At 63.7% G+C, this 24,386-nt stretch carries 20 protein-coding genes; 17 read left to right on the forward strand and 3 right to left on the reverse strand.

The window, feature by feature from the left end:
- Window positions 1-28: 28 nt before the first annotated feature.
- Window positions 29-679 carry a DUF6498-containing protein gene (locus OCA5_RS04155; protein ID WP_013912861.1) on the reverse strand — a complete coding sequence of 217 codons (651 nt, stop codon included), beginning with the start codon at window positions 677-679 and terminating at the stop codon, window positions 29-31.
- A 429-nt stretch (window positions 680-1,108) separates the two neighbouring features.
- On the opposite strand from OCA5_RS04155, the gene tolQ reads away from it, so the two are divergent.
- The 15 genes from tolQ (at window position 1,109) to OCA5_RS04230 (ending at window position 18,438) form a co-directional block, all read left to right on the forward strand.
- A complete protein-coding gene (gene tolQ, locus OCA5_RS04160; RefSeq protein WP_012564423.1) occupies window positions 1,109-1,822 on the forward strand; it encodes a protein TolQ in 714 nt (237 codons plus the stop codon).
- A gap of 23 nt (window positions 1,823-1,845) precedes the next feature.
- Window positions 1,846-2,298: a protein TolR gene (gene tolR / locus OCA5_RS04165; protein ID WP_012564422.1), complete on the forward strand. Its 453-nt coding sequence runs from the start codon at window positions 1,846-1,848 to the stop codon at window positions 2,296-2,298.
- A gap of 1 nt (window position 2,299) precedes the next feature.
- On the forward strand, window positions 2,300-3,238 hold the full coding sequence (locus tag OCA5_RS04170; RefSeq protein WP_012564421.1) for a cell envelope integrity TolA family protein: 939 nt from the start codon (window positions 2,300-2,302) through the stop codon (window positions 3,236-3,238).
- Window positions 3,239-3,276: 38 nt separating this feature from the next.
- Window positions 3,277-4,626: a Tol-Pal system beta propeller repeat protein TolB gene (gene tolB / locus OCA5_RS04175; RefSeq protein WP_012564420.1), complete on the forward strand. Its 1,350-nt coding sequence runs from the start codon at window positions 3,277-3,279 to the stop codon at window positions 4,624-4,626.
- Between the two features lie 243 nt (window positions 4,627-4,869).
- Entirely contained in the window at window positions 4,870-5,364 is a 495-nt protein-coding gene (pal, locus tag OCA5_RS04180; protein ID WP_013912862.1) for a peptidoglycan-associated lipoprotein Pal, read from the forward strand.
- A 244-nt stretch (window positions 5,365-5,608) separates the two neighbouring features.
- A complete protein-coding gene (gene ybgF / locus OCA5_RS04185; RefSeq protein ID WP_012564418.1) occupies window positions 5,609-6,628 on the forward strand; it encodes a tol-pal system protein YbgF in 1,020 nt (339 codons plus the stop codon).
- The gene (gene tilS, locus OCA5_RS04190) at window positions 6,594-7,619 is read left to right on the forward strand and encodes a tRNA lysidine(34) synthetase TilS (protein ID WP_013912863.1); all 1,026 of its coding nucleotides are present in this window, start codon (window positions 6,594-6,596) and stop codon (window positions 7,617-7,619) included. The genes ybgF and tilS overlap by 35 nt, the downstream gene beginning before the upstream one ends.
- 261 nt (window positions 7,620-7,880) lie before the next feature.
- Window positions 7,881-9,797, forward strand: a complete 1,917-nt coding sequence (ftsH, locus tag OCA5_RS04195) for an ATP-dependent zinc metalloprotease FtsH (RefSeq protein WP_012564416.1) — start codon at window positions 7,881-7,883, stop codon at window positions 9,795-9,797.
- Between the two features lie 97 nt (window positions 9,798-9,894).
- Window positions 9,895-11,130, forward strand: a complete 1,236-nt coding sequence (locus OCA5_RS04200) for an MFS transporter (protein ID WP_012564415.1) — start codon at window positions 9,895-9,897, stop codon at window positions 11,128-11,130.
- A 134-nt stretch (window positions 11,131-11,264) separates the two neighbouring features.
- Window positions 11,265-11,939: a TetR/AcrR family transcriptional regulator gene (locus tag OCA5_RS04205; RefSeq protein WP_012564414.1), complete on the forward strand. Its 675-nt coding sequence runs from the start codon at window positions 11,265-11,267 to the stop codon at window positions 11,937-11,939.
- Between the two features lie 274 nt (window positions 11,940-12,213).
- Window positions 12,214-13,707, forward strand: a complete 1,494-nt coding sequence (locus OCA5_RS04210) for an FAD-linked oxidase C-terminal domain-containing protein (RefSeq protein WP_012564413.1) — start codon at window positions 12,214-12,216, stop codon at window positions 13,705-13,707.
- 57 nt (window positions 13,708-13,764) lie between these two features.
- Window positions 13,765-15,009, forward strand: a complete 1,245-nt coding sequence (locus OCA5_RS04215; protein WP_012564412.1) for an FAD-binding protein — start codon at window positions 13,765-13,767, stop codon at window positions 15,007-15,009.
- On the forward strand, window positions 15,006-16,355 hold the full coding sequence (gene glcF / locus OCA5_RS04220; RefSeq protein ID WP_012564411.1) for a glycolate oxidase subunit GlcF: 1,350 nt from the start codon (window positions 15,006-15,008) through the stop codon (window positions 16,353-16,355). The genes OCA5_RS04215 and glcF overlap by 4 nt, the downstream gene beginning before the upstream one ends.
- A gap of 78 nt (window positions 16,356-16,433) precedes the next feature.
- On the forward strand, window positions 16,434-16,910 hold the full coding sequence (locus OCA5_RS04225) for a hypothetical protein (protein WP_012564410.1): 477 nt from the start codon (window positions 16,434-16,436) through the stop codon (window positions 16,908-16,910).
- A gap of 544 nt (window positions 16,911-17,454) precedes the next feature.
- Entirely contained in the window at window positions 17,455-18,438 is a 984-nt protein-coding gene (locus OCA5_RS04230; RefSeq protein ID WP_340622488.1) for a TorF family putative porin, read from the forward strand.
- 56 nt (window positions 18,439-18,494) lie between these two features.
- Here OCA5_RS04230 and OCA5_RS04235 read toward each other — a convergent pair whose 3' ends face one another.
- A complete protein-coding gene (locus OCA5_RS04235) occupies window positions 18,495-20,246 on the reverse strand; it encodes an ABC transporter ATP-binding protein/permease (protein WP_012564407.1) in 1,752 nt (583 codons plus the stop codon).
- A gap of 332 nt (window positions 20,247-20,578) precedes the next feature.
- Between OCA5_RS04235 and OCA5_RS04240 the strand changes: the two genes are divergently transcribed.
- Together OCA5_RS04240 and OCA5_RS04245 are read left to right on the forward strand one after the other, a co-directional pair.
- Window positions 20,579-22,240 carry an L-lactate permease gene (locus OCA5_RS04240; protein WP_012564406.1) on the forward strand — a complete coding sequence of 554 codons (1,662 nt, stop codon included), beginning with the start codon at window positions 20,579-20,581 and terminating at the stop codon, window positions 22,238-22,240.
- Between the two features lie 171 nt (window positions 22,241-22,411).
- The gene (locus OCA5_RS04245) at window positions 22,412-22,789 is read left to right on the forward strand and encodes an META domain-containing protein (RefSeq protein WP_012564405.1); all 378 of its coding nucleotides are present in this window, start codon (window positions 22,412-22,414) and stop codon (window positions 22,787-22,789) included.
- A gap of 28 nt (window positions 22,790-22,817) precedes the next feature.
- Here OCA5_RS04245 and OCA5_RS04250 read toward each other — a convergent pair whose 3' ends face one another.
- Entirely contained in the window at window positions 22,818-24,353 is a 1,536-nt protein-coding gene (locus OCA5_RS04250) for a phytoene desaturase family protein (RefSeq protein WP_012564404.1), read from the reverse strand.
- Window positions 24,354-24,386 lie beyond the last annotated feature (33 nt).

Consider the following 24,386-nt stretch of genomic DNA (forward strand, 5'->3'; position numbering starts at 1 on the left):
TGCCAGCCCGTCCGCATCCGCGGGCGGGCTATTTCTTTGACGTGACGGTCGTGCCGGTGTCGCGGCGCATTCGGAACAGCACGACGAATTCCACCATGGTCTTGAGCAGCACCAGAACCACCAGCGGCCCGGTGCTTCCGATTTTCAGCGCGACGAAGGCCCCGATCATGATCGCGGCGTGCATCAGCAAAATGCGTTTGTAGAAGCCGGTGACGAGACCTGCGGTGTCGATCGTCACCGGTCTGCGCAGAACGAAACGCCGGACGAGATCGATCAGCGTCATCCCGCCCTGGCCGACGATCGCCATCGCCAGCGGAATCCAGAGAGCCTCGCCGATCAGCAGAAGGTGGACGGCTTCAGTGGGTGTGTGAATGCGTTTGGCCCAGTCGCCGGCGAACAGCGCCCACAGGAAGCCCATGTGCACCGACATGAAGATGCTGGCATGGAAAACGAAGAAGCTGCAGATCGCCATCGCGCCGAGCACGGCGCGCACCGTCAGGGAGCCCGGCGGGTGGCTCAGCAAGATGTAGCGCACCATGATCCAGAAACCGATGATCGCGGTTTCCAGCCAGTAGAGGCAGAGCAGCACGAAAGCGTCCCATCCCCACAGCGCGATGCCGGCGATCGGGATGAGGTTGGAGAGAATCAGGAGCGAGGCGGCGGCGGTTTCGCCGGGCATGCTCTCGCCTCTCGTGGGGGTGGTCTGGGCCGTGGTGGTCATCGGATTTGCAGGGAACCGGCAGCAACCCTCGCCGGGCGGTTGCAGCGGGGGTGGGACGAGCGGGCCGAAACCTTGCGGAAGCGGTCAAGCATTTGCATCCATTCCTGTAATTTCGATATTTTCCGGCTCTGTGCGGCTTGCTGGTAACCTTGTCTTAACCATGCTCGGCGTCAGGTGTGGCGGGGGACGCCGGTCCGGAAGCCCTCATTTTGACATGTTGGCGGGGAAGTTACGAGCGCGGCCTGGGGACGGCCGTCCACGCCAAGCGAAATTGAACCGGGCTTCAGGGCGGCGTCCGTGTTGCGCAGCGGCCCGCTTTTGCCCGACCGGTGGCAGGGCCGCGGTGCAGAGTATTTTGGCAATGCTGGCCGGGAGAGGACCGCAATTATGAATCCAGCCGATGTGGCACAATCCGCCTTGCCGGTGGCTTCCTCCGACGTGTCGTTGATCGCGCTGTTCTGGCAGGCGCACATCGTCGTCAAGATCGTGATGCTCGGCCTGCTCGCCTGCTCCGTCTGGGTGTGGGCGATCGCGATCGACAAGACGTTCCTTTACGCCCGCACGCGGCGCGCGATGGATCGCTTCGAGCAGGCGTTCTGGTCCGGGCAATCGATCGACGAGCTCTACCGCGCGCTGTCGGCGAAACCCACGCATTCGATGTCGGCGCTGTTTGTCGCGGCGATGCGCGAATGGAAGCGCTCGTTCGAGAGCCACTCGCGTTCCTTCGCCGGATTGCAGACGCGCATCGACAAGGTGATGAGCGTGTCGATCGCGCGCGAGATCGAGCGGCTGGACCGGCGGCTTTTGGTGCTGGCAACAGTTGGCTCGGCAAGCCCGTTCGTCGGTCTGTTCGGCACCGTCTGGGGCATCATGTCGAGCTTCCAGTCGATCGCAGCCTCGAAGAACACCTCGCTCGCGGTGGTGGCGCCCGGCATCGCGGAGGCGCTGTTCGCCACCGCGATCGGCCTGATCGCCGCCATCCCGGCGACAATTTTCTATAACAAGTTCACGTCCGAGGTGAACCGCCAGGCCCAGCGCCTGGAAGGGTTTGCCGATGAATTCTCTGCAATCCTGTCTCGTCAGATCGACGAGCGGGCCTGAAGTCAAACGGCGGGCAAACTGTCATGGGCATGAGCATGGGCGGAGCAGCGGGCGGCGGCGGACGACGTCGCCATCAGCGTGGTGCCGTCATGGCCGAGATCAACGTCACGCCGATGGTGGACGTGATGCTGGTGCTGCTCATCATCTTCATGGTGTCGGCGCCGCTGCTTACGGTCGGCGTGCCGCTCGATCTGCCGCAGACTGCGGCCAAGAGCCTCGATCAGGACAAGGAGCCGCTCACGCTGTCGGTGCAGGTCAGCGGCAAGATCTTCCTCAACAACACCGAGATCACGACGGACGAACTCATTCCCAAACTCAAGGCGATCACCGAGGCGCGCGGCGGCACCGAAGAGCGCATCTTCGTGCGCGGCGACACCAAGGCCGACTATGGCACCATCATGAAGGTGATGGGGCGCCTGTCGTCGGCCGGCTTCAAGCGCGTTGCTCTCGTCACCGAGGTCGAGCAGGGGGGCTGAGGTGAAGATCGACCGGACCCTCGCTGCGTCTGTCGCTTTGCACGCTCTGGTGATCGGCTGGGGACTCGTGTCGTTCTCGACCAGGATGTACGAGACGAGCCCGGAGGAATCCCTGCCGGTCGATATCATTTCCGCCGACCAGCTCGCCAAGGTCACGCAGGGCATCAAGACCGGCAAGAAGGAAGTGACGAAGCCGCTCGTCGAGAAGGTCGCCGAGCCGTCTCCGCCGCAGGACGATCCGGTCGGCAAGGTCGACGACAAGAAGCAGACGGTCGTGACCGACGCGGCACCCGAGCCGCCGCCGAAGCCGGTGGAGAAGCCGGTCGAGAAGAAGCCCGATCCGCCGAAGCCCGTCGCGCAGGAAAAGCCGAAGGAAGAAACCAAGCCCGCTGAGAAGAAGCCCGATCCTGCCAAGGTCGATCCGATCGCGGAAGCCTTGAAGAAGGAGCAGGCGAAAAAGCCCGCGCCGAAGGAGCAGGCCAAGGCCGCGCCACCGAAGCCGCCCGAGCCGAAGCGCGACCGCGTGTTCGATCAGTCGAAGATCGCAGCGTTGCTCGACAAGCGCGATCCCTCGCGCCGCTCTGTCACCGGCTCGGAATTGAATTCGCAGGCGGCACTCGGCCTCTCGCACGGGCGCGCGGCCGATAACTCCGCGACCTGGGGCGCGATGTTCAAGAGTCAGGTCGAGCGGTGCTGGAAGAAGCCTTACGGCGGCATCGAAGCGCAGCAGATCGAGGCGAGCTTCGATATCCGTTTGAAGCGCGACGGCACGCTCGAGGCGATGCCGGTGCCGCTGCCGGGCAGCAACTCGCCTTACTTCCGCGTCTATCAGGAAAGCGCGCGGCGCGCGATTATCGAATGCCAGCCTTATAAACTGCCGGCGGCGTATTTTGAGGAATGGAAATTCTTCGAGCCGGTCTTCACCGAACGGACCTCTTGAGACGCGGCTTGATTGCGCCGTGTGGGAAACATTTGACGATGAATAACGACGACGTTTTTCCGACCCCTTTCATTCTGACGCGTCGGCAGATGCTTGGCGGCGCCGCAACGGCGGGCCTGATGATGGCTGCGCCTTTCGACCGGGCTTTCGGTCAGGCGCGCGTGCGCATCAATGAAGGCAACTTCCAGCCGATCCCGATCGCGATTCCGAATTTCGTCGCGGGTGGACAGGCTGACAACGAAGTCAGCACCGGCATCGCTTCGGTCATCACCAACAATTTGCGTCGCAGCGGCCTGTTCGCGCCGATCGATCAGGCGGCCTATATCGAGCGTATCTCCAACATCGACGTCGCGCCGCAGTTTCAGAACTGGCGGCAGATTAATGCGCAGGCGCTCGTCACCGGCCGCGCGACGCGGCAGGGCGACGGCCGCCTCAAGGCTGAGTTTCGTCTTTGGGACGTGCCGGCGGCGCAGCAGCTCACCGGCCAGCAATATTTCACCTCGCCGGAATCCTGGCGGCGCGTGGCGCACATCATTTCCGACCAGATCTATGAGCGCCTCACCGGCGAGAAAGGATACTTCGACAGCCGTGTGGTGTTCGTCGACGAGACCGGCCCGAAGGACCGGCGCGTCAAGCGGCTCGCGATGATGGATCAGGATGGCGCCAACGTGCGCTATCTCACGCGTGGCGCCGACCTCGTGCTGACGCCGCGGTTCTCGCCGACCACGCAGGAAATCACCTACATGGAATTCGGCGGCGGCGATCCGCGCGTTTATCTGTTCAATGTCGAGACCGGCCAGCGCGAGATCGTCGGCAACTTCCCCGGCATGTCGTTCGCGCCGCGGTTCTCGCCCGATGGCCAGCGCATCATCATGAGCCTGCAGCAGGGCGGCAACTCCAACCTCTATGTGATGGACCTGCGCTCGAAATCGACGACGCGCCTCACCGATACGCCGGCGATCGATACCTCGCCGTCCTATGCCCCGGATAGTTCGCGCATCTGCTTCGAGAGCGATCGTGGCGGCAAGCCGCAGATCTATGTGATGGGCGCGAACGGCGGCGCCGCTCAGCGCATCTCGTTCGGCGATGGCAGCTATTCGACGCCGGTGTGGTCGCCGCGCGGCGACTATATCGCCTTTACCAAGCAGGGCGGCGGGCAGTTCGCCATCGGCATCATGAAGCCGGACGGTTCGGGCGAGCGCATCCTCACCTCGGGCTATCATAATGAAGGTCCGACGTTCGCGCCGAACGGCCGCGTGCTGATGTTCTTCCGCGATCTCGGCGGCGGGCCGAACCTCTACACGGTGGATATTTCCGGCCGCAATGAACTCAAGGTTCCGACGCCGGGCTTCGCCTCCGATCCTGCCTGGTCGCCGCTCCTGTCCTGACGGCAGGGCGGTTTCAGTCGAAACTTATGCCGGGTTGGGTCCGGGCGGCTTTGTTCGCCCGGCGGTTTTGATTTCAATGTCGCGCCACATTTACACCCTATTAACCATCGCCATTGCTTTAAGCGATTCAGGGGCATTTGACCGACTTTGGCAACGACCCATCAAGGTTGACGGAACGTTCGCTTAACCAAGCGGGCGTAGACCGAAGCCTGTTCTGAAAAACCCGAGCGTGGAGGCTCCGGAATGTTCTCCCAAATGCGTATCCTCCAAGGATTCAAATTGGCGGCCGTGCTGGTCGTCGCCCTGTCGGTCGGCGCTTGCGCCAACAAGAACGGCGACTTGAACGGCAGCGGCATGGCCGGCGCAGCAACGCCAGGCAGCCAGCAGGATTTCGTGGTCAATGTCGGCGACCGCGTGTTCTTCGAAAGCGACCAGACCGAGCTGTCGCAGCAGGCGATCAACACCCTCGAAAAGCAGGCGCAGTGGCTGCAGCAGTATCCCCGCTACACTTTCACCATCGAGGGTCACGCCGACGAGCGCGGCACGCGCGAATACAACATCGCGCTCGGTGCCAAGCGTGCCCAGTCGGTCCGCAACTTCCTCGCTTCGCGCGGCATCAACCCGAGCCGCATGCGCACGATCTCCTACGGCAAGGAACGGCCGGTTGCAGTGTGTAATGACATCTCCTGCTGGTCGCAGAACCGCCGCGCTGTAACGGTGCTGAACGCGAGTTCGTAATCTCCCGGTCCTCCTCCGGAATGAAACGGCGCCCTTGCGGCGCCGTTTTTATTGTCGGGAGTGGCAGGAAGCGTTTTCAAGCGAAGCATGTCCTCGGGCCTGACCCGAGGATGGGGGCCGGTTCGCGTGAAGAAAACGCGCCTCAACAATAGATGCTAGCCCTGTCGGCAGTCACATTTTTGGCGTACTAAATCTCTCATCCTTCGCAGCCTTGTTTTGAGGCGGGAAACAACGTCGGGTCATCATGTCGTCGAGATTGAGAATTGTTGCCGGTGCGGGTTTGGCCTGCGCGTGGCTTGCGTTGCCGCTGACAGCGCCGATGGCGCATGCACAGGGTTACGATACCGATCCGCAAATGGAGATTGATCGTCTGTCCGATCAGTTGCGCAAACTGACGGGCCAGAACGAAGAGTTGCAGCATCGCAACCGGATTCTCGAAGAGCAGCTTCGCCAGTTGCAGGGTGGTGCCGCGCCCGCCCCGGGGCGTGGGCCGGCACCCCCAAGCCAGCCGCCGCAGCAGACGCAGCCTTATCAAGGCCAGCCTTATCAAGGTCAGCAGCCGTATCAGGCGCAGCCGCAGCAGTCTCCGTATCAGGGCGAGCAGGGTGCGCCGCAGTCCGCGCCTTACAGCGACGGCCCGGTGCAATCGCCGCGCGGCGGCAACCGCGGCGATGCATTCGACCCGAGCCAGAATCCGAATGCGCCCGGCGCGCCACGGCCGCTCGGCAGCATGCGTGGACAATCCAATTTCGTTGAGCCGAGTACGCAACCGGGTGCACAGCCGGGTGCGCCGATGAGTCTGGAATCCCCGGGCGGTATGGCCGCGCCTTCCGCGCCGCCGGCCGCTGGCGGTGGCAGCATCACCACGGCCCCGCCGACGCAATCGCCGAAGGACGAGTTCGATCTCGGCATCGGCTACATGCAGCGTAAGGATTACGCGCTTGCCGAAGAGACGATGCGTAACTTTACGACGAAATATCCGAGTGACCGCCTCGTCGGCGATGCGCAATACTGGCTCGGTGAGAGCCTGTATCAGCGCAAGCAGTATCGCGAGGCGGCGGAGGCGTTTCTGGCCGTGACCTCGAAATACGACAAGTCGGCCAAGGCGCCGGATGCGCTGCTGCGGCTCGGTGAATCGCTCGCCGCACTGAAGGAAAAGGATGCGGCCTGTGCAGCGTTCGGTGAAGTCGCGCGGAAATATCCGCGGGCATCGAGCGGCGTGAAGCAAGGTGTCGCGCGTGGACAGAAACGTATCGGCTGCTGAGCCGATCTCAGCGCAGGAGGCCCGGCAGCTCTTTGCCGGATGGAAGAACCTTCCGGCGCTGGTGCTCGCCGTGTCCGGCGGGCCGGATAGCGTGGCGCTGTTGTGGCTTGCGGCACGCTGGCGCCGGTCGCTGAAGAAAGGTCCCGATCTTCTCGCCGTCACTGTCGATCACGGCCTGCGCGCGGCGGCGGCGCATGAGGCGCGCGAGGTGAAGCGGCTGGCCTCCGCGCTCGGGATTGCCCATCGCACTTTGACATGGCGCGGCACCAAGCCGAAGACCGGCGTGCCGGAGGCGGCGCGCGAGGCGCGTTACGAATTGCTCGCCCGCGCGGCGCGTTCGGCCTCGGCGGTTGCGATTGCGACCGCCCATACTCAGGACGATCAGGCGGAAACCATTCTGATGCGTCTCACGCGTGGCAGCGGCCTCACCGGGCTCGCCGGCATGGCAGCGCAGTCGGAGCGTCACGGCGTTGCGCTGCTGCGTCCGCTTCTCGATGTGCCGAAAGCCCGGCTCGTTGCGACGCTCAATCGCGCAAAGATCGCTTACGCCAACGATCCGACCAATCACGACCCGGCCTATACGCGCTCGCGGCTGCGCGCGATGATGCCGGTGCTCGCCTCCGAGGGCGCGGATGCCCACACCTTTGCGCGGCTGGCGATGCGGCTGTCGCGTGCCGATGCGGCGCTCGAGCGGATGACCGATGGCGCGGAGCGCTATCTGCGGCTGCGCGGCGGAGGCGGCGAGGGGTTTGACGCCGCGCTGTTTGCGACCCTGACGGAGGAGATCCAGGTGCGGCTGCTGCGGCGTGCGCTCGCCGCCCATGTCTCGGTTCATGCGCCGGAACTCGGACAGATCGAGGCGCTGCTGCGCGGCATGGCGGAGGCGGAGCGCGAGGGCCGCAGGTTCAAGCGCAGCCTCGGCGGTATGACCGTGGGTGTCGAAAAGGGTCGTCTCGTCGTCCGCGCGGCACCGCCGCGCCGCACGCGGTGAGAGTGAAAAGCCGAATAGGGAGCCGGAAAAGGCGCCTTAACCACAGCGGCAATCGGCGTCGGAAGATCATTTCGAGGACCGCCAAGAACGCCTTAATTGCGGTAAATAGTCTTGCCCAGTTCCCTTGGCATTGGGGACAGCGGCACATAGATTGATGCGGTCCGGCAGGCCGGACTGTGGATGATATGAGCCCAGATACGGACCCAGGCAGGCGTGGACCTCAAGCGGGAGGTCCGCTGTCGGGCCGGTGAAGGATAACGAATGAACGCCAACCTGCGTAATTTTGGCCTGTGGGTCATTATCGTCCTCCTGCTGCTTGCGCTGTTCACGCTGTTTCAGAACCCGACCCAGCGCGCGGCGTCCCAGGACATTTCATTTTCGCAGCTCCTGACCGAGGTCGATCAGAACCGCGTGCGCGATGTCGTCATTCAAGGTCCGGAGATTCACGGCACCCTGACGAACGGCACTACGTTCCAGACCTATGCGCCGAGCGACCCGACGCTGGTGAAGCGTCTGTACGATGCCAAGGTGTCGATCACCGCGAAGCCGCAGGGCGACAACGTGCCGTGGTTCGTGTCGCTCCTGGTGTCGTGGCTGCCGTTCATCGCGCTGATCGGCGTCTGGATTTTCCTGTCGCGGCAGATGCAGGGCGGCGCCGGCAAGGCGATGGGCTTTGGCAAGTCGCGCGCCAAGATGCTGACCGAGGCGCATGGCCGCGTCACCTTCGAGGACGTCGCGGGTGTCGATGAGGCGAAGCAGGACTTGCAGGAGATCGTCGAGTTCCTGCGCGACCCGGGCAAGTTCCAGCGGCTCGGCGGACGGATTCCGCGCGGCGTGCTGCTCGTCGGCCCGCCCGGCACCGGTAAGACCCTGATCGCGCGTGCGGTCGCGGGCGAAGCCAACGTGCCGTTCTTCACCATTTCCGGTTCCGACTTCGTCGAGATGTTCGTCGGCGTTGGCGCTTCGCGCGTCCGCGATATGTTCGAGCAGGCGAAGAAGAACGCGCCGTGTATCATCTTCATCGACGAAATCGACGCGGTCGGCCGCCATCGCGGCGCCGGCCTCGGCGGCGGCAATGACGAGCGCGAGCAGACGCTGAACCAGTTGCTGGTCGAGATGGACGGCTTCGAGGCGAACGAGGGCGTGATCCTGATCGCCGCGACCAACCGCCCCGACGTGCTCGATCCCGCGCTGCTGCGTCCCGGCCGCTTTGACCGTCAGGTCGTGGTGCCGAACCCGGACGTCGTCGGCCGCGAGCAGATCCTCAAGGTTCATGTCCGCAAGGTGCCGCTGGCGCCCGATATCAACCTCAAGACCATCGCGCGCGGCACGCCGGGCTTCTCCGGCGCCGACCTGATGAACCTCGTCAACGAGGCTGCACTCACCGCGGCCCGCCGCAACAAGCGGATGGTGACGCAGGCGGAGTTCGAGGAGGCCAAGGACAAGGTGATGATGGGCGCCGAGCGCAAATCGCTCGTCATGTCCGAGGAAGAGAAGATGCTGACGGCCTATCACGAGGGCGGCCACGCCATCGTCGGCCTCAACGTGCCCGCGACCGATCCGATCCACAAGGCGACGATCATTCCGCGCGGCCGTGCCCTCGGCATGGTCATGCAGTTGCCCGAGCGCGACAAGATGTCGATGTCGCTCGAGCAGATGACCTCGCGTCTCGCCATCATGATGGGCGGCCGCGTCGCCGAGGAGATGATCTTCGGCCGTAACAAGGTCACGTCCGGTGCATCGTCGGACATTGAGCAGGCCACGCGGCTCGCCCGCATGATGGTGACGCGCTGGGGTCTGTCGGACGAACTCGGCACTGTGGCTTATGGCGAGAACAATGACGAAGTGTTCCTTGGCATGCAGGTTAATCGCCAGCAGAACGTCTCGGAGGCCACCGCGCAGAAGATCGACTCGGAAGTGAAGCGTCTCGTCGAGGAAGGTTACAACGAGGCGACGCGAATTCTGACCGAGAAGCGCGACGATCTCGAAACGCTGGCCAAGGGCCTCTTGGAATTCGAAACGCTGACCGGCGACGAGATCACCGATCTTCTCAACGGCAAGAAGCCGAATCGCGAGTCGGTGCTTGAACCGGCGACGCCCCGCACCTCGGCAGTGCCGCCGACCGGCAAGCCGCGTCCGCGCCCCGATGCCGGGATGGAGCCGCAGCCGCAGGCCTAAGTGCTCTGGCGTTTTCGCCGCTATACGATTCGAGGAAGGCGCAGTATGACACTGCGCCTTTTTCTTTGTGCCGACTCCTCCAATCCGAGCGTCCACCATGCCCGACCCCTTGAAGGGAGAGAGCCCGTCCGCGGCCGCCTTGCCCCGGCGGACCCGGCTGCGGGATATCCCCGGCGGGATCTGGGCGCTCGGCTTCGTCTCGATGCTGATGGACATCTCCTCGGAGATGATCCACGCGCTGCTGCCGGTCTATCTGATGACCGTGCTCGGCACGTCCGCACTTGCGGTCGGTGTGATCGAGGGCGTGGCGGAGGCCACCGCCTCGATCATGAAGGTGTTTTCCGGCGCGCTGTCGGATCGGCTCGGCAAGCGCAAATGGCTGGCCGCGTTCGGCTATGGCCTCGCTGCGCTAACCAAGCCGATCTTTCCGCTTGCGTCGTCGGTCGGCTGGCTCGTCGCCGCGCGTTTCATCGATCGCATCGGCAAGGGCATTCGCGGCGCGCCGCGTGACGCGCTGGTGGCAGATATTGCGCCGGCCCATTTGCGAGGGGCGAGCTTCGGCCTGCGGCAGTCGCTCGACACCATCGGTGCGTTTCTCGGGCCGGGTCTCGCCATCGGTCTGATGTGGCTCACCGCGAACCATTTCCAGACGGTGTTCTGGATTGCCGTCATCCCGGCAGTGCTGTCGGTGCTGCTGATTATTTTCGCGGTTCATGATCCGGAACGCGACGGCACCGCGCGTGCGGTTCATTCTCCACTCAGCGTCGAGGCGATGCGGCGGCTTGGTGCGGCGTACTGGATCACGGTCGCGATCAGCACCGTATTCACGCTCGCCCGCTTCAGCGAGGCGTTTCTCATCCTGAAGGCACAGGCCGTCGGCATGCCGATCTTTCTGGTGCCGCTCGTGCTCGTGCTGATGAACGTCGTCTATGCGCTGACCTCCTATCCGATCGGCGTCCTGTCGGACCGGATGAGTCGCGTCGATCTGCTGGCGTTCGGGCTTGTGGTGCTTGTCGTTGCAGACATTGTGCTTGGATTTACGACCAGCCTTATCGGAGTTGCGTTCGGCGTTGCACTGTGGGGCCTGCATATGGGCTGCACGCAAGGCGTGGTGGCGGCTCTCGTTGCCGATACCGCACCGGCTGAATTGCGCGGCACCGCCTTCGGCGTCGTCAATTTGCTCGGTGGCGTGATGCTGCTTGCGGCGAGTGTGCTGGCCGGGCTGTTGTGGGATCAGACCGGGGCGCAGGGCACGTTTCTCGCCGGTGCGGGCTTCTCCGTTGCAGCCTTGGCGGGCATCGTGCTGGTCCGCAACCGCCTGCCACATCGCTGAAACATTGCTTCTCGGCGTTCAAAGCTTCTCCCAAAGGGCGAACATCGCTCTACAAATTTGCATGGAGGTATGCGGAAATCCTTGCCAACATATTTGAATTGGTGTTCACTCTTTCTCGGAGACCAATCCTCGCAATGGTTTATCGCCGCACACATCAGGTCGTGAAGCGCCTGGAAGCGCGTCGCGCCGCAATCCTGGCCGCTGCCCGCGAAACCGCGGCCGAAGGCGGCATGGCGGCGGTGCAGATCGCGCCCGTCGCCGCCCGCGCCAATGTCGCGGCGGGAACGGTCTATCGCTATTTCCCCTCCAAGGCCGACCTGATCTCGGAATTGATTGCCGATGTCTCCGATCGGGAACTGATAGCGATCCGCCGCGCGGCCGATGCGGCGCCCGGTCCGTCCTCAGCACTGGCGGCGGCAATCACCACCGTCGCCGTTCATGTCGTGTCGCACCGCAAGCTCGCCTGGGGCATTCTCGCCGAGCCGGTGGACGTCGATGTCACCGCCTCGCGCCTGATGAGCCGCCGCGCGATCTCGGCCGAGATCGAGGGGCGGATCGAAGCCGCGATCAAGGCAGGGCATTTGCCCGCTCAGGATACCGCGCTGACGGCAACCGCGCTGATCGGCGCGCTGCATGAAGCGCTGGTCGGCCCGCTTGCAGTCGATGCGACGGGCGACGAGGCGAAACTGCGCGAAGCCGTGCAGAACATTTCGCTGTTCGCACTGCGCGCGGCCGGCGTGCTTGATGCGCGCGCGCGGGGCCTTGTGGTGCAGGCGGTGCTGCCGATACGGATGGCCGCAGGCGGCTGACGCACGCCTTGCGCGGCACCAAAGTTGTCGTACATCAAACAACGAACCAAAATGGTCGCCAAAAAACATTGGCGACGTCTATCGTGTGCGGATAAAAGCTGCTTTCTGTAATTGCGCAAAAGCCATGCGCGCGCACGTGATGCTTTCAGGGCGGCAAAAGGATAAAGAAGAAGCTGCCTGTCGGGAAATGCGGGGAAATGCCGTCAACCTGAGATATATCATGTCCTAATCACTGATATATTAAAAGTTGATGCCTCGCGCACGGAGATGTTCGATGACGATCAAGATGCCTGCGCCCGATGAGGGCATTCTCGCCCGCCGTGATGAGATCATCGCTGCCTTGCGCGAGATCGTGCCCGGCGAGGGCGTGATCGATAGTGAACGGGAAATGATGCCCTACGAGTCGGATGCACTGACCGCCTATCGTCAGCCGCCGATGGTCGTGGTGCTGCCCGATACCACTGAGCAGGTCGCGCAGGTCCTGAAGTATTGCTACGACAACGGCATCCGCGTGGTGCCGCGCGGCAACGGCACCTCGCTGTCGGGCGGCTCGTTCCCGCTTGCGGACGGCGTGCTGCTCGGGCTGTCGAAGTTCAAGCGCGTGCGCGAGATCGATTTTGACAACCGCGTCGCGGTGGTCGAGCCCGGCATGACCAACCTCGCGGTGAGTGAGGCGGTTGCGCATGAGGGCTTCTATTATGCGCCGGACCCGTCCTCGCAGATCGCCTGTTCGATCGGCGGCAACATCGCGGAGAATTCCGGCGGCGTGCACTCCCTGAAATACGGCCTCACTACCAACAACGTGCTGGGCTGCGAGTTCGTGCTGATCACCGGCGAGATTCTGCGCATCGGCGGCCGCGCACCGGAGAACGACGGCTACGACCTGATGGGCATCATCACGGGCTCGGAAGGTCTTCTCGGTGTCGTCACCGAGATCACCGTACGCATCCTCAAGAAGCCGGAAACCGCACGCGCGCTGATGGTCGGTTTCGCCGAAGTGGAAGCCGCGGGCGAATGCGTCGCGCGGATCATCGGCGCGGGCATCATTCCCGGCGGCATGGAGATGATGGACAAGGACGCGATCCATGCCGCGGAAGCGTTCGTGAAGGCGGGCTATCCGCTCGACGTCGAGGCGCTGCTCATCATCGAACTCGACGGCCCGAGCATCGAGGTCGACGAACTGATCCGCCGTGTCGAGGCGATCGCGCTCGATTGCCGTTCCACCACCTGCCAGATATCGAACTCCGAGCAGGAGCGGCTTCTGTTCTGGGCCGGGCGCAAGGCCGCGTTCCCCGCAGTTGGTCGGCTGTCGCCGGATTATCTCTGCATGGACGGCACCATTCCGCGCGGCAAGCTGCCGGAAGCGCTCGCCGGCATCCGCGAGCTTGGCAAGAAATACGGCCTGCGCTGCGCCAACGTGTTCCACGCGGGCGACGGCAATCTGCATCCGCTGATCCTGTACGATGCCAACGTCGCTGACGAGATGCAGCGGGCGGAGGATTTCGGTGCCGATATTCTGCGGCTGTGCGTGAAGCTCGGCGGCGTCCTCAGCGGCGAGCACGGCATTGGCGTCGAGAAGCGCGACCTGATGCCGGAAATGTTGAGCGACATCGATCTCGCTCATCACCAGCGCATCAAGTGCGCGTTCGATGCCAAGGGGCTGCTCAACCCCGGCAAGATGTTCCCGACGCTGCATCGCTGCGCCGAACTGGGGCGGATGCATGTGCACGGCGGCAAGCTGCCATTCCCCGACATTCCGAGGTTCTGACGATGACGGGGATGCAGATGGGCATGCCGCAGGCGTGGCGTGAGAGAGGATGTTGACGTGGTGCAGACGTTGAAGGTTCGCGATGCCGCGGACGTCGAGGGGGCGATCCGGGAGGCGATCGCGGCGGAACAGCCGGTGGATATCGTCGGCCACGCCAGCAAGCGCGATATTGGCCAGCCGACCGAAGCGGCGACAGTCATCGACCTCTCCGCGCTCAATGCGGTGACGGGCTACGAGCCCCATGAATTGATCGTCACGGTGCAGGCCGGCGCGCCGGTCTCCGACGTGATCTCCATGCTGGATGCCAAGAACCAGCAGTTCGCCTTCGAGCCGATGGACACCTCGGTGCTGCTCGGCACCAGCTCAGGGGCAGGCACCATCGGCGGCATGATTGCGGCGGGTCTTGCCGGCTCGCGGCGCATCCGCTCGGGCGGCGTGCGCGACCATCTGCTCGGCGGCAAGGCCGTCTCGGGTTTCGGCGACACCTTCGTCGCGGGCAGCCGCGTCGTGAAGAACGTCACCGGCTATGACATTTCCAAGCTGCTTGCAGGCTCGTGGGGCACGCTCGCGGCGCTGACCGAGGCGACCATCAAGCTGGTGCCGAAAGCAGAGTCGCAGGTGACGCTGGTTCTGCGAGGCCTCGATGATGCCACCGCCAACCGTGCGATGACCAAGGCGCTCGGCTCCTCCTTCGACGTCTCCAGCGCGGCGCATCTGCCGGTGTCCGAGACCCGCGCGCCCGGCGATGCCCTCGCCAGGCTCGGCGCGCCGGTACAGGCACTGACGCTGGTTCGCGTCGAGGGCATCGATGTTTCGGTTGCCAACCGTGCCCGCTCGCTCGCTGAATTGCTGCTGCCGTTCGGCAAAGCCGAGTCGGTCGACACCGAGGCGTCCGTCGAGATCTGGCAGGCCCTGCGCGACGTGGTGCCGTTCGCGGCAACATCGCCCCTCGGCAACCATGTGGTCTGGCGTATCGTTTGCCCACCGACCGCGGGAGCCGTGCTCGGTACTGCGCTAAAGCGCGATACCGGCGGCGAAGTGATCTACGACTGGGGCGGGGGGCTCGTATGGGCTGCGCTTTCGCCCGCTGCCGACGCCCATGCCGCGACCGTGCGGGCTCATGCCGCGGCGGCCGGCGGCCATGCCATGCTGCTGCGTGCACCGAAAGAGGTGCGTGCTGCTATCGACGTGTTCCAGCCGCAGGCCCCGGGGGTTGCGGCGCTGAGCCGCCGCATCAAAGAGAACTTCGATCCCCGCCACATTCTCAATCGCGGCCGCATGCGCCGGGACGATTTGCCATGAAGACCGAATTTACACCGACCCAGCTTGCCGATCCGGATATCGGGGAGGCCAACACCATCCTGCGCAAGTGCGTGCACTGCGGCTTCTGCACCGCGACCTGTCCGACCTATGTGCTGCTCGGCGACGAGCTCGATAGCCCCCGCGGCCGCATCTACCTCATCAAGGAGATGCTGGAGAAGGACCAGAAGCCGACGGCCGAGGTGGTGAAACACATCGACCGCTGCCTGTCCTGCCTCGCCTGCATGACCACATGCCCCTCGGGCGTGAACTACATGCATCTGATCGATCAGGCGCGCGTCCGGGTCGAGGAACACTACACCCGCCCGCTCGCCGACCGGCTGATCCGCGCGATGCTGGCCTATGTGCTGCCGCGCCCCGGCCTGTTTCGTATGGGCATGATGGCGGCGCGGCTCGCCAAGCCGTTCGTCGGCCTGCTGCCGGGCTCCGCCAAGCCGAGCCATCCGCCGACGGTGTTCGACCGGATGCGGGCGATGCTTGCACTGGCACCGGGGGCGTTGCCGCCGCCGGGTCCGGCCGGGGGCAGCGTGTTTCCGGCACAGGGGACGCGGAAGGGACGGGTGGCGCTCTTGCAGGGCTGCGCGCAGCAGGTGCTCGGACCGAACATCAATCAGGCGGCGATTCGCCTTCTCACCCGGCTCGGCATCGAGGTCGTGCTGGTGGCGGATGAACAGTGCTGCGGCTCGCTGACGCATCACATGGGTCATGATGATGACGCGCTGCGGCGCGCGCGGGCCAACATCGACGTCTGGGTGCGTGAGGCCGACGCCAAGGGGCTCGACGCCATTCTGGTGACGACCTCGGGCTGCGGCACCACCATCAAGGATTACGGCTATCTGCTGCGCGAAGACAAAGCCTATGCGGAGAAAGCCGCGCGGATCTCATCGCTGGCGCGGGATATCACCGAATACATCGGCACGCTCGATGTGCAGTGGCCGCAGCCGAAGAGCGAGATCGTCGTCGCCTATCACTCCGCATGTTCGTTGCAGCACGGACAGAAAATCCGGGAGCTTCCGAAAGAATTGCTTTCCAAGAGCGGATTCGTGGTGAAAGATATCCCGGAAGGTCATTTGTGTTGCGGATCGGCTGGGACGTACAACATCCTCCAGCCCGAGATTGCAAGGAGATTGCGCGAGCGTAAGGTCGCCAATATCGCATCCGTCAAGCCGGACATCGTTTCGGCAGGCAATATTGGGTGCATGGTGCAGATCGGCAGTGAACTGAAGAATGCCGAAGGCGCGCCAATCCCCGTGGTTCACACCATCGAATTGCTGGACTGGATGACCGGCGGTCCTTCCCCGCACAATGCCATGCCCCAGGACAAGTGACCGGCCCGCAGGCCGGGGCGTCCCTGTGCGTCGGGGTGACTGGCCGGAGAATCCCTTCGTGGGAGACAGGAGGACGGTATGGCGAAAGACAAGAAGCGGAAGAAAGCGACTAAAGCGAAGGCCGCAAAGAAGTCGGCCAAGAAGACAGCAAAGAAGGCGGTGAAGAAATCCGCCCGTAAGGCGGGCCGCAAGGCAGCGAAGAAATCCTCGGCGAAAAAGGCCGCCAAGCGCGCCACGAAAAAGTCGGCCAAAAAGGCTGCGAGCAAAGCCAAGCGGCCTGCGAAGAAGGGTGCCAAGAAGGCGGTGAAAAAGACTGCCAAGAAGGCCGCCCGGAAAACCGCCAAGAAAGCAACCAAGGCGGCGGCTCCGAAGAAGGCTGCACCCAAGAAGGCCGCGCGGCGGCCGGCTGCAAAGAAGCGTGCGGCACCCGCCGCTCCGGCAGCGCCGGCTCCCGCGCCGTCCTACGACGAGCCGATGGCAAACGTCTCGGAATCCTCGTCGCTGTCGCCCTCGAACTGGTTCACGCCCGAGGACAACGACGGCCACCATTCCTGATCGAAGCAAGCTCTTCGACGGAAGCCGCGCCCTCGGGCGCGGCTTTTGTGTTTTGGGCGGACGCGTTGGCTGCGTTGGAGAGGCCGGGGCAGGTGCGCCCTTCTGGCGGGGCGGGGTGGAGAGGTGTGAGCTGCGATGGCGGGGGCTCGCCCGCCACGGCAGACAGAGCCGCCTTCGATCCGGTCGCGTACTCGTGCGTTCTCAAGCTGCTCCGGTGCAGTTTCCTGATGCGAAACGTGCCTGCCCTTCAAACGGGTATCATGGGCCCGCGTCCCTCAGGAGCGCGATAGCAGACACGATATATTCCGGCGCCTGATTATATCGCCCCGGCTCTAGGCGCGGCTCGGCCGTTGTCGAAATGCAACAAAGGCGCTGATCCAGCAGGCCAGAGGCTGCATTCGCCCAATAAGGCGGCAATTGCCCGGCATTTTTGCTTTCCCGTTTCGCGCTCCCTTTCCACACTGCACGCACAGGTTCTGTGATGGATCGTATCCGTGGGGCCCGCGCCTTTGAGCGCCTCGCGGATTTCAAAAAGGGGGTCGTGATGAAGTTGATCTTTCCCGCCGCGGCAGCGGTGATTGCCGGTCTTGCGGTGCAGACTGCGGCGGCGGCCGATCTGCCGGCCACCGTTTACACCAAGGCGCCGCCGGTGGTGGCGTTCGATCCGTGGGACATCGCTTTCGGCGCCGGCGTCATGAGCGACTATGTATTCCGCGGCATCACGCAGTCGAACCACAAGCCGTCGGTCACCGCCTATTTCGAGCCGCGCTACAATTTCACCAAGGATTTGCAGATCTACGTCGGTACCTCGTTCGAGAGCATCTCGTTCCCGAACCGCGCGGCGGCGGAAGTCGATATCTACGGCGGTATCCGTCCGACCTTCGGCGCACTGGCGCTCGACTTCGGCGTCTGGGGTTATCTCTATCCGGGCGGCACCTGCGTCGGCAACGGCATCCCCGGCTCGATCGGCGTTGCCGGATCGTGCGGGTTCGACAGCCAGATCGTGCTCGCCAACGGCAACTTCCTGAAGAAGGACGTGAGCTTCTATGAGGTCTACGGCAAGGCGACCTACACCTTCAACGACAGCTTCGCGATGGGCGGCAACGTGTTCTACACGCCGAGCTTCCTGAACTCCGGCGCGGACGGCACCTATGCTTCGGTCACCGCCAAGGTGACGGCGCCTGGCACGTTCCTGCCGAACGGCGTCGGCGCCTATGTCTCGGGTGAGTTCGGCCGCCAGTGGCTCGGTGTCTCTGACTCGTTCTACGGCAATACCAACTACAGGGACTACAACACCTGGAATGTCGGCATCGGCTTCACCTACAAGGTGTTCACGCTCGACCTGCGTTATTCCGACACCGATCTTAACAAGGGCGATTGCAACGCCTTCACCAGCGATTACACCGCAAGCCGCACCGGCTACGTGACGTCGATCAATGCCGCGCCGGGCTTCGGCTCGACATGGTGCGGCGCGGCCTTCATTGCCAAGCTCTCTGCCGACCTCACCTTGATGAGCAACATCAAGTAGGTCTCCTCCTGAGCGAATGGGCGGCGGAGCAATCCGCCGCCTTTTTTTGTCTTGGGCTAGCCTGCCGGGGCAGGGCGAGTCTGTTCGGCAAGAACATATCCCTCGCGGGCGCCGCCTTTGTCCCGCACGATCGCGACATGGCACGGATGGAAGGCGTGCAGCGTGGAGCGATGGCCGATCGAGACGATCGTTGTCTCGGGCAGGCGTGAGGTGATCAGGCGATAGAGATTTGCCTCGCCCGCCTCATCGAGCGAAGCCGTGGCTTCGTCGAGCAGAAGCACCTGCGGTTTGTGCAACAGCGCGCGTGCGAGGGCGAGCCGCTGCTGCTCGCCGGGGGAGAGCATCTGGTTCCAGTGCCCGTTTTCATCCAGCCGTTCGGCCAACGCGGGCAGGCCGACGTCGGCGAGCGCGGCGGTGAGGTCGGCACGCGTAAATCCATCCGGGAGGATCGGGTAGGTGATCGCCTCGGCGAGTGTTCCGATCGGGAAATACGGCCGCTGCGGCAGCGCCATCAGCGTCGTGCCGGCCGGAAGCGTGATGGTGCCGCGGCCGAACGGCCAGATGCCGGCGATGGCGCGGAATAGCGTCGACTTGCCGGAGCCGGAAGGGCCGGTCAGCAGTGTGGACTGCCGTGCGGGCAAGGTCAGATTCTCCGCTGTCACAAGCCGTACGCCTGCCGGCGAATCGAGGTCCAAATCCGTCAGCGTGATATCGCGCGCCGCTTGCGGTGCGAGACGGATATCGCCGTGGCGCCTGGCGTGGGCGGCGGCCATCGATCGCTCGAAACCCTCGAGACGCTCGATCACCGCGAGCCATTCGGCCAGCTGGCGATAGGCGCCGATGAAGAACGACAGCGCGCCTTGTACGCTGAGGAAGGCGGAGGCCGCCTGCATCATGCCGCCGAGCTGGGTTTTGTGCGCGAAGTAAGCCGGCGCCACCATGACGTACGGAAAGATCTGGGCGGCCTGCCCGTAGCTCTGGGTGACGGCGGTGACCTTCTTGGTGCGGATCATGATGGCGTGCCAGTTGCGGATGATGGCGCCGAGCCGTTCCGAAAGCCGCGCGTGTTCGGCGTCGCCGCCCTTGAGCAGGGCGATCTGTTCGGAGTTCTCCCGCGTACGCACGAGGTTGAAACGGAAGTCGGCCTCGAAGCGCTGTTGATGGAAATCAAGCCCGATCAGCGGGCGGCCGATCAGGTGCGTCAGCAGCGTGCCGATGATCGCGTAGATCAGCGCCGCCCATACGAGATATCCGGGAATGTTGAACGACAGCCCGAACAGATGCAGCGGGGCTGCTTCCGACAGGCCCCACAGGATGATGACGAAGGAGACGAGCGTCACCACCGAATTGAGAAGGCCGAGCCCGAGCGTGAGGAACTGCTCGATAAAAATCCGTACGTCCTCGGCGATACGCTGGTCGGGGTTGTCGGCGACATCGCCGGCAAGCTGCATCCGGTAATGGGTCGCCTCATCCAGCCATTCGCCGAGATAGCGTTCCGTCATCCATTTGCGCCAGCGGATCTGGAGCCACTGGTTGAGGTAGAGTTGATAAACCGCAATGATGATGAAGATGCCGCCGACAATGAAGAAATAGATCGCCTCGTGAACGAAGGCGGCCCAGTTGTATTCTTGCAGTGCATTAAAAAAGCGATTGCGCCACTGATTGATGAGGACGTCGATTGCCACGGTGACGAGCTCGATTGCGACGATAGTCGCAAGCAGGACGCCGCCAGCCCACTTGTCCTCCGAACGGAAATAGGGACTCGCGAGCCGCCAGATCGTGGCGAGCGCCGATACGATACGTTTCACGAATGATCTCCTGAGGATAGGTCGTATTCAGCCGGCAAAAGAGCGGCGAAACGACAACGGGCGCAACACAGGATGCGATATAAATAACCTGTTGATTAAGACGAAAGTCACGGCGAAGTGTGCACCTCGCCATCTTGCATAAACGCAATGTGACATTTTAGCATGCGGCAATAAGGCAGGATTGGGGAACGATCAGGTCGGCGGCTTTCTGCGCTCACACGCGGCGCCGACGTGAGCATTGCTGTCCCTAAAACAGCCGGGTTCCGGGCGGCCGTTCCCGTCCGGAATCGCAGAGCGACCGGACGACAAACGGCAGGGGGAGAGCGATCGCGATGTGGAATCAAGTCTATAACCCATTCAACAATCAGGTTTTATCGACGCTGGCAGCGGCCATTCCGGTGGTCACGCTGCTTGTCTTGATCGCGTCCAACAAGGTCAAGGTTCATATTGCAGCCATCGTCGCGCTGATCGTGGCGAACCTCGTTGCGGTCTTCTTCTTCACGATGCCGGTGGACATGTCGATCCGCGCCTCGCTGCTCGGCGTGGTGATCGGCTTCTTCCCGATCGGCTGGATCGTGCTCAACGTCATCTACCTCTATCGCCTCACGGTGGAGAAGGGCGTCTTCGAAATTCTGCAGAACACCATCGGCGGCGTCACGCGCGACCGCCGTCTGCAGATTCTGCTGATTGCATTTTCGTTCGGCGCGTTCTTCGAGGGTGCGTCCGGCTTCGGCACTCCGGTCGCCGTGACCGGCGCGATCCTGATCGGCCTCGGATTCTCGCCGCTCGCCGCATCGGGCCTGTCGCTGATCGCCAACACCGCACCGGTCGCCTACGGCGCGCTTGGCACGCCGATCGCGGGCCTCTCGAGCGTCACCGGCCTCGACCCGTTCCTGCTCGGCGCGATGGTTGGCCGCCAATTGCCGGTGTTCTCGCTGATCGTCCCGTTCTGGGTGATCTGGGCGTTCGCGGGCTGGAAGGGCGCGAAGGAAGTCTGGCCGGCGATTCTCGTCACCGGCGTTTCGTTCGCCGTTCCGCAGTTCCTGATCTCGAACTACATCAACCCATGGATTGTCGACATCGGTGCGTCGCTGATTTCGATGGGCGCGTTGATTGGCTTCCTCAAGATCTGGCAGCCGAAGCACATCTGGACCTCGGCGACCCTCGGTGCGCATGACGAATCCGCCGCCACCATGGCGCCGGTGGTGCAGAACACCGTGAAGCCGACCCGCGCCGAAATGTGGAAGTCGCTGATGCCGTGGATCGTGGTCTGTATCGTGCTGCTGATCTGGGGCACCGACCACTTCAAGAATGCCGTCAACTCCTGGGCGACGATCAAGTATGCGGTGCCGGGTCTCGACGGCCTGATCATGAAGGTCGCGCCGATCGTGGCGAAGCCGACACCCGAAGGCGCAGTGTTCGCCTTCACCTGGCTGTCGTACACCGGCACCGGCATGTTGATCGCGGCGATCATCTCCGGCTTCCTGTTGGGCTACTCGCCGTTCGGGCTGGTGCGGGTCTATGCCAAGACCCTCAAGATCTGCGCCTACTCGCTGATCACGATCTGCGCGATGCTGGCGATCGGCACGCTGACCCGCCTGTCCGGCATCGACGCGACGCTCGGTCTCGCCTTTGCCGCGACCGGCGTGCTGTATCCGTTCTTCGGCACCTTGCTCGGCTGGTTGGGCGTGGCGTTGACCGGTTCGGACACCGCCTCGAACGTGTTGTTCGGCAACCTGCAGAAGATCACGTCGGAACAACTCGGCCTGTCGCCGATCCTGATGAGCGCAGCGAACTCGTCGGGCGGTGTCATGGGCAAGATGATCGACGCCCAGTCGATCGTGGTGGCCTCCACCGCGACCAACTGGTACGGGCACGAAGGCTCGATCCTGCGCTTCGTGTTCAAGCACTCGATCACGCTGGCCTGCCTCGTCGGCATTCTCGTGATGCTGCAGGCTTACGTCCATCCGTTCTCGGCGATGGTCATCAAGTAAGCCTCGTTGCTCTGCGACATACAAATCCCCGCGGCTTGCCGCGGGGATTTTTTGTTGAACGCTGTCGCGCGGTCATGTGCGCATCGTCCTCGGGTCTCGCCATCGCCGCCATTCGCAGCTAGAAGGCGATGAGACACGCGATGCGAAGAGGATGCCGATTTGAGAATTGCGATGTTGGCCGTGATGGCGGCGTTGATGGCGATGCCTGACGCCGCGCAGGCTCAGGAATTTCCGTTCGGACTGGAAGTCACGCTCGATGTGCCGCAGATGGCCGGCGCGCGCCGTCGCCCGACCATCGAGGTCGGCGACAATGGCGAGGCGAAGCTCGATTTGTGGTGCAAGACCGGCCGTGGCCAGTTCTCGGTGGCAGGTGACACTGTGATCTTCATGCCGGGCCAACTCACAGCGGACGTCTGCACGCCGCAGCTTGCGCAGGCCGATGATGCGTTACTTGCCAATCTTGCCAATGTCGCGAACTGGAAGCGCCAGGGCGACACCGTGCTGCTGATCGGCCAATCGACGCTACGCTTCCACGTCAACACCAATTGATGCGCGCGCAAGCCTTGAGAGGCGATGCTTACGCCTCGCGTAGGATCGTATCCGCGCAATCGGTCGCGGCCTGCAGCACGCCGCTATAGCCGCCGAACCCGGCATAGGCCGAGGCAAGGTAAAGTCCTTCGATCGGCGTCATCGGTGTGCGCTTCGGTCCGTTGAACAGCGAGCGCGGCGGAACGGGTGCGAAGCCATACACCGCGCCACCCGGTGCGCCGAGATAGCGCCGCACCGAAACCGCCGTGTTGAATGAGGCCGACACCACCGCTGCGGCGAGGCCGGGGAAGTGGCGGTCGAGATGGGCGACAATAGCGTTCTGCCAGCGCGCACGCTTGGCGCGGTAGCTGTCGATGTCGAGGCCGTCCCAGTTCGCAAGACTGTCGGGCGCGATCACCGACAGGACGTAAGGCGGTGCAGGCACGCCCGAATCGATCGCGGCATAATCGGCGATCGCTATCGGCGGCATTTTCTCGCCGGGCTCATCGGCCATCAGCGTCGTTGCCTGTGCGTAATCCGCGAGCCGCGTCATCCATTCCGGCAGCAATTGCGTGGAATAGGCGCTGACGCCGAACTCGCGCGGCGGCTTCGCAAGCCCGAGCGTGAGCGCAAACAGCGAGATCGAACTCGCGCGCGATTCATAAGGGGCGAGAAAAGGTTTCGCCTGCTTTGCGGGCAGCAGCGCTGCGACGGAGGCGGGCGCTGCGTTGCAGATTACGCGCGTGCCTTCTGCGGTCTTCGGGTCGCTGCCGTCCTTTGCGGTGTGATGAACGCGGAAGAGCGCGCCGTCCTTCTCGATGCCGGTGACGACGCGGCGCAGAATGGTTTCGCTGCCGGCTTTCTTGATCTCGCGCGCGAGTGCGCTCGAGAGCCGTTGCGATCCGCCGTGGACATAATGTCCGCCGCCGAGCAGCAGTCCGCCTTGCGCCATCGCGAAATACACCCACCACAGCGTCGCCGGATCGTCGTGGTAGTAGCAGAGGTTGGCGGCAAGTGCGCACTTCAGCGCCTCGTTGTCGCCGAAGGCCTGCTGCAGCTTCTTCGCAAGCGGCAGCTTCCAGTCGCGGATCGCAGGCGCGACCGACATCAGCGCGTTGTAGATGTCACCGGGCCGCCGCGAGGCTGCGTCGCCCTGCGCCAGTGCGCCGGCAGCGGAGGCGATCTGCTTCATCTCGTCGAGCAACCGGGCGATCGCATCGCGCGCCTCGGGAAAGCGTTCGCTAAGTGCCTCAAGCGCACCGTCGAAATCGTCCGGCACGCGAAGCGGCGCGGACAGCGGCCCGCCGCGAACTTCATAAAGTGCGTCGGCGCGGGTCCACTTCAGCGTATCGAGAATACCCGCGCGCGACAGCGTATCATGCTTGGGGTCGCGCGGGTCGTGCGGGTTTCCGGTTTCGTGCAGCGAGCCTTCGACGAACAGGTCGCCGACTTTGTAGCTCGACGCCGCGCCACCGACCGAGTTGCTCTTCTCGATGACGAGCACCTTGCGGCCCGCGCGCGCGAGCAGCGCGCCACTGGTCAGGCCGCCGAGACCGGCGCCGACGATAATGATGTCGTATGGCATTTAAGGTTGAACCGTATTGCAGCGAAAAAGTGC

Source organism: Afipia carboxidovorans OM5, from assembly GCF_000218565.1.
Classification (GTDB): domain Bacteria; phylum Pseudomonadota; class Alphaproteobacteria; order Rhizobiales; family Xanthobacteraceae; genus Afipia; species Afipia carboxidovorans.

What these genes read in the sequence shown, in the direction of transcription:
- OCA5_RS04155 (WP_013912861.1), bottom strand. Translation starts at nt 679, where the DNA reads ATGCCCGGCGAAACCGCCGCCGCCTCGCTCCTGATTCTCTCCAACCTC.
- tolQ (WP_012564423.1), top strand. Translation starts at nt 1,109, where the DNA reads ATGAATCCAGCCGATGTGGCACAATCCGCCTTGCCGGTGGCTTCCTCC.
- tolR (WP_012564422.1), top strand. Translation starts at nt 1,846, where the DNA reads ATGGGCATGAGCATGGGCGGAGCAGCGGGCGGCGGCGGACGACGTCGC.
- tolB (WP_012564420.1), top strand. Translation starts at nt 3,277, where the DNA reads ATGAATAACGACGACGTTTTTCCGACCCCTTTCATTCTGACGCGTCGG.
- pal (WP_013912862.1), top strand. Translation starts at nt 4,870, where the DNA reads ATGTTCTCCCAAATGCGTATCCTCCAAGGATTCAAATTGGCGGCCGTG.
- ybgF (WP_012564418.1), top strand. Translation starts at nt 5,609, where the DNA reads ATGTCGTCGAGATTGAGAATTGTTGCCGGTGCGGGTTTGGCCTGCGCG.
- ftsH (WP_012564416.1), top strand. Translation starts at nt 7,881, where the DNA reads ATGAACGCCAACCTGCGTAATTTTGGCCTGTGGGTCATTATCGTCCTC.
- OCA5_RS04200 (WP_012564415.1), top strand. Translation starts at nt 9,895, where the DNA reads ATGCCCGACCCCTTGAAGGGAGAGAGCCCGTCCGCGGCCGCCTTGCCC.
- OCA5_RS04205 (WP_012564414.1), top strand. Translation starts at nt 11,265, where the DNA reads ATGGTTTATCGCCGCACACATCAGGTCGTGAAGCGCCTGGAAGCGCGT.
- OCA5_RS04210 (WP_012564413.1), top strand. Translation starts at nt 12,214, where the DNA reads ATGACGATCAAGATGCCTGCGCCCGATGAGGGCATTCTCGCCCGCCGT.
- glcF (WP_012564411.1), top strand. Translation starts at nt 15,006, where the DNA reads ATGAAGACCGAATTTACACCGACCCAGCTTGCCGATCCGGATATCGGG.
- OCA5_RS04225 (WP_012564410.1), top strand. Translation starts at nt 16,434, where the DNA reads ATGGCGAAAGACAAGAAGCGGAAGAAAGCGACTAAAGCGAAGGCCGCA.
- OCA5_RS04230 (WP_340622488.1), top strand. Translation starts at nt 17,455, where the DNA reads ATGAAGTTGATCTTTCCCGCCGCGGCAGCGGTGATTGCCGGTCTTGCG.
- OCA5_RS04240 (WP_012564406.1), top strand. Translation starts at nt 20,579, where the DNA reads ATGTGGAATCAAGTCTATAACCCATTCAACAATCAGGTTTTATCGACG.
- OCA5_RS04245 (WP_012564405.1), top strand. Translation starts at nt 22,412, where the DNA reads ATGTTGGCCGTGATGGCGGCGTTGATGGCGATGCCTGACGCCGCGCAG.
- OCA5_RS04250 (WP_012564404.1), bottom strand. Translation starts at nt 24,353, where the DNA reads ATGCCATACGACATCATTATCGTCGGCGCCGGTCTCGGCGGCCTGACC.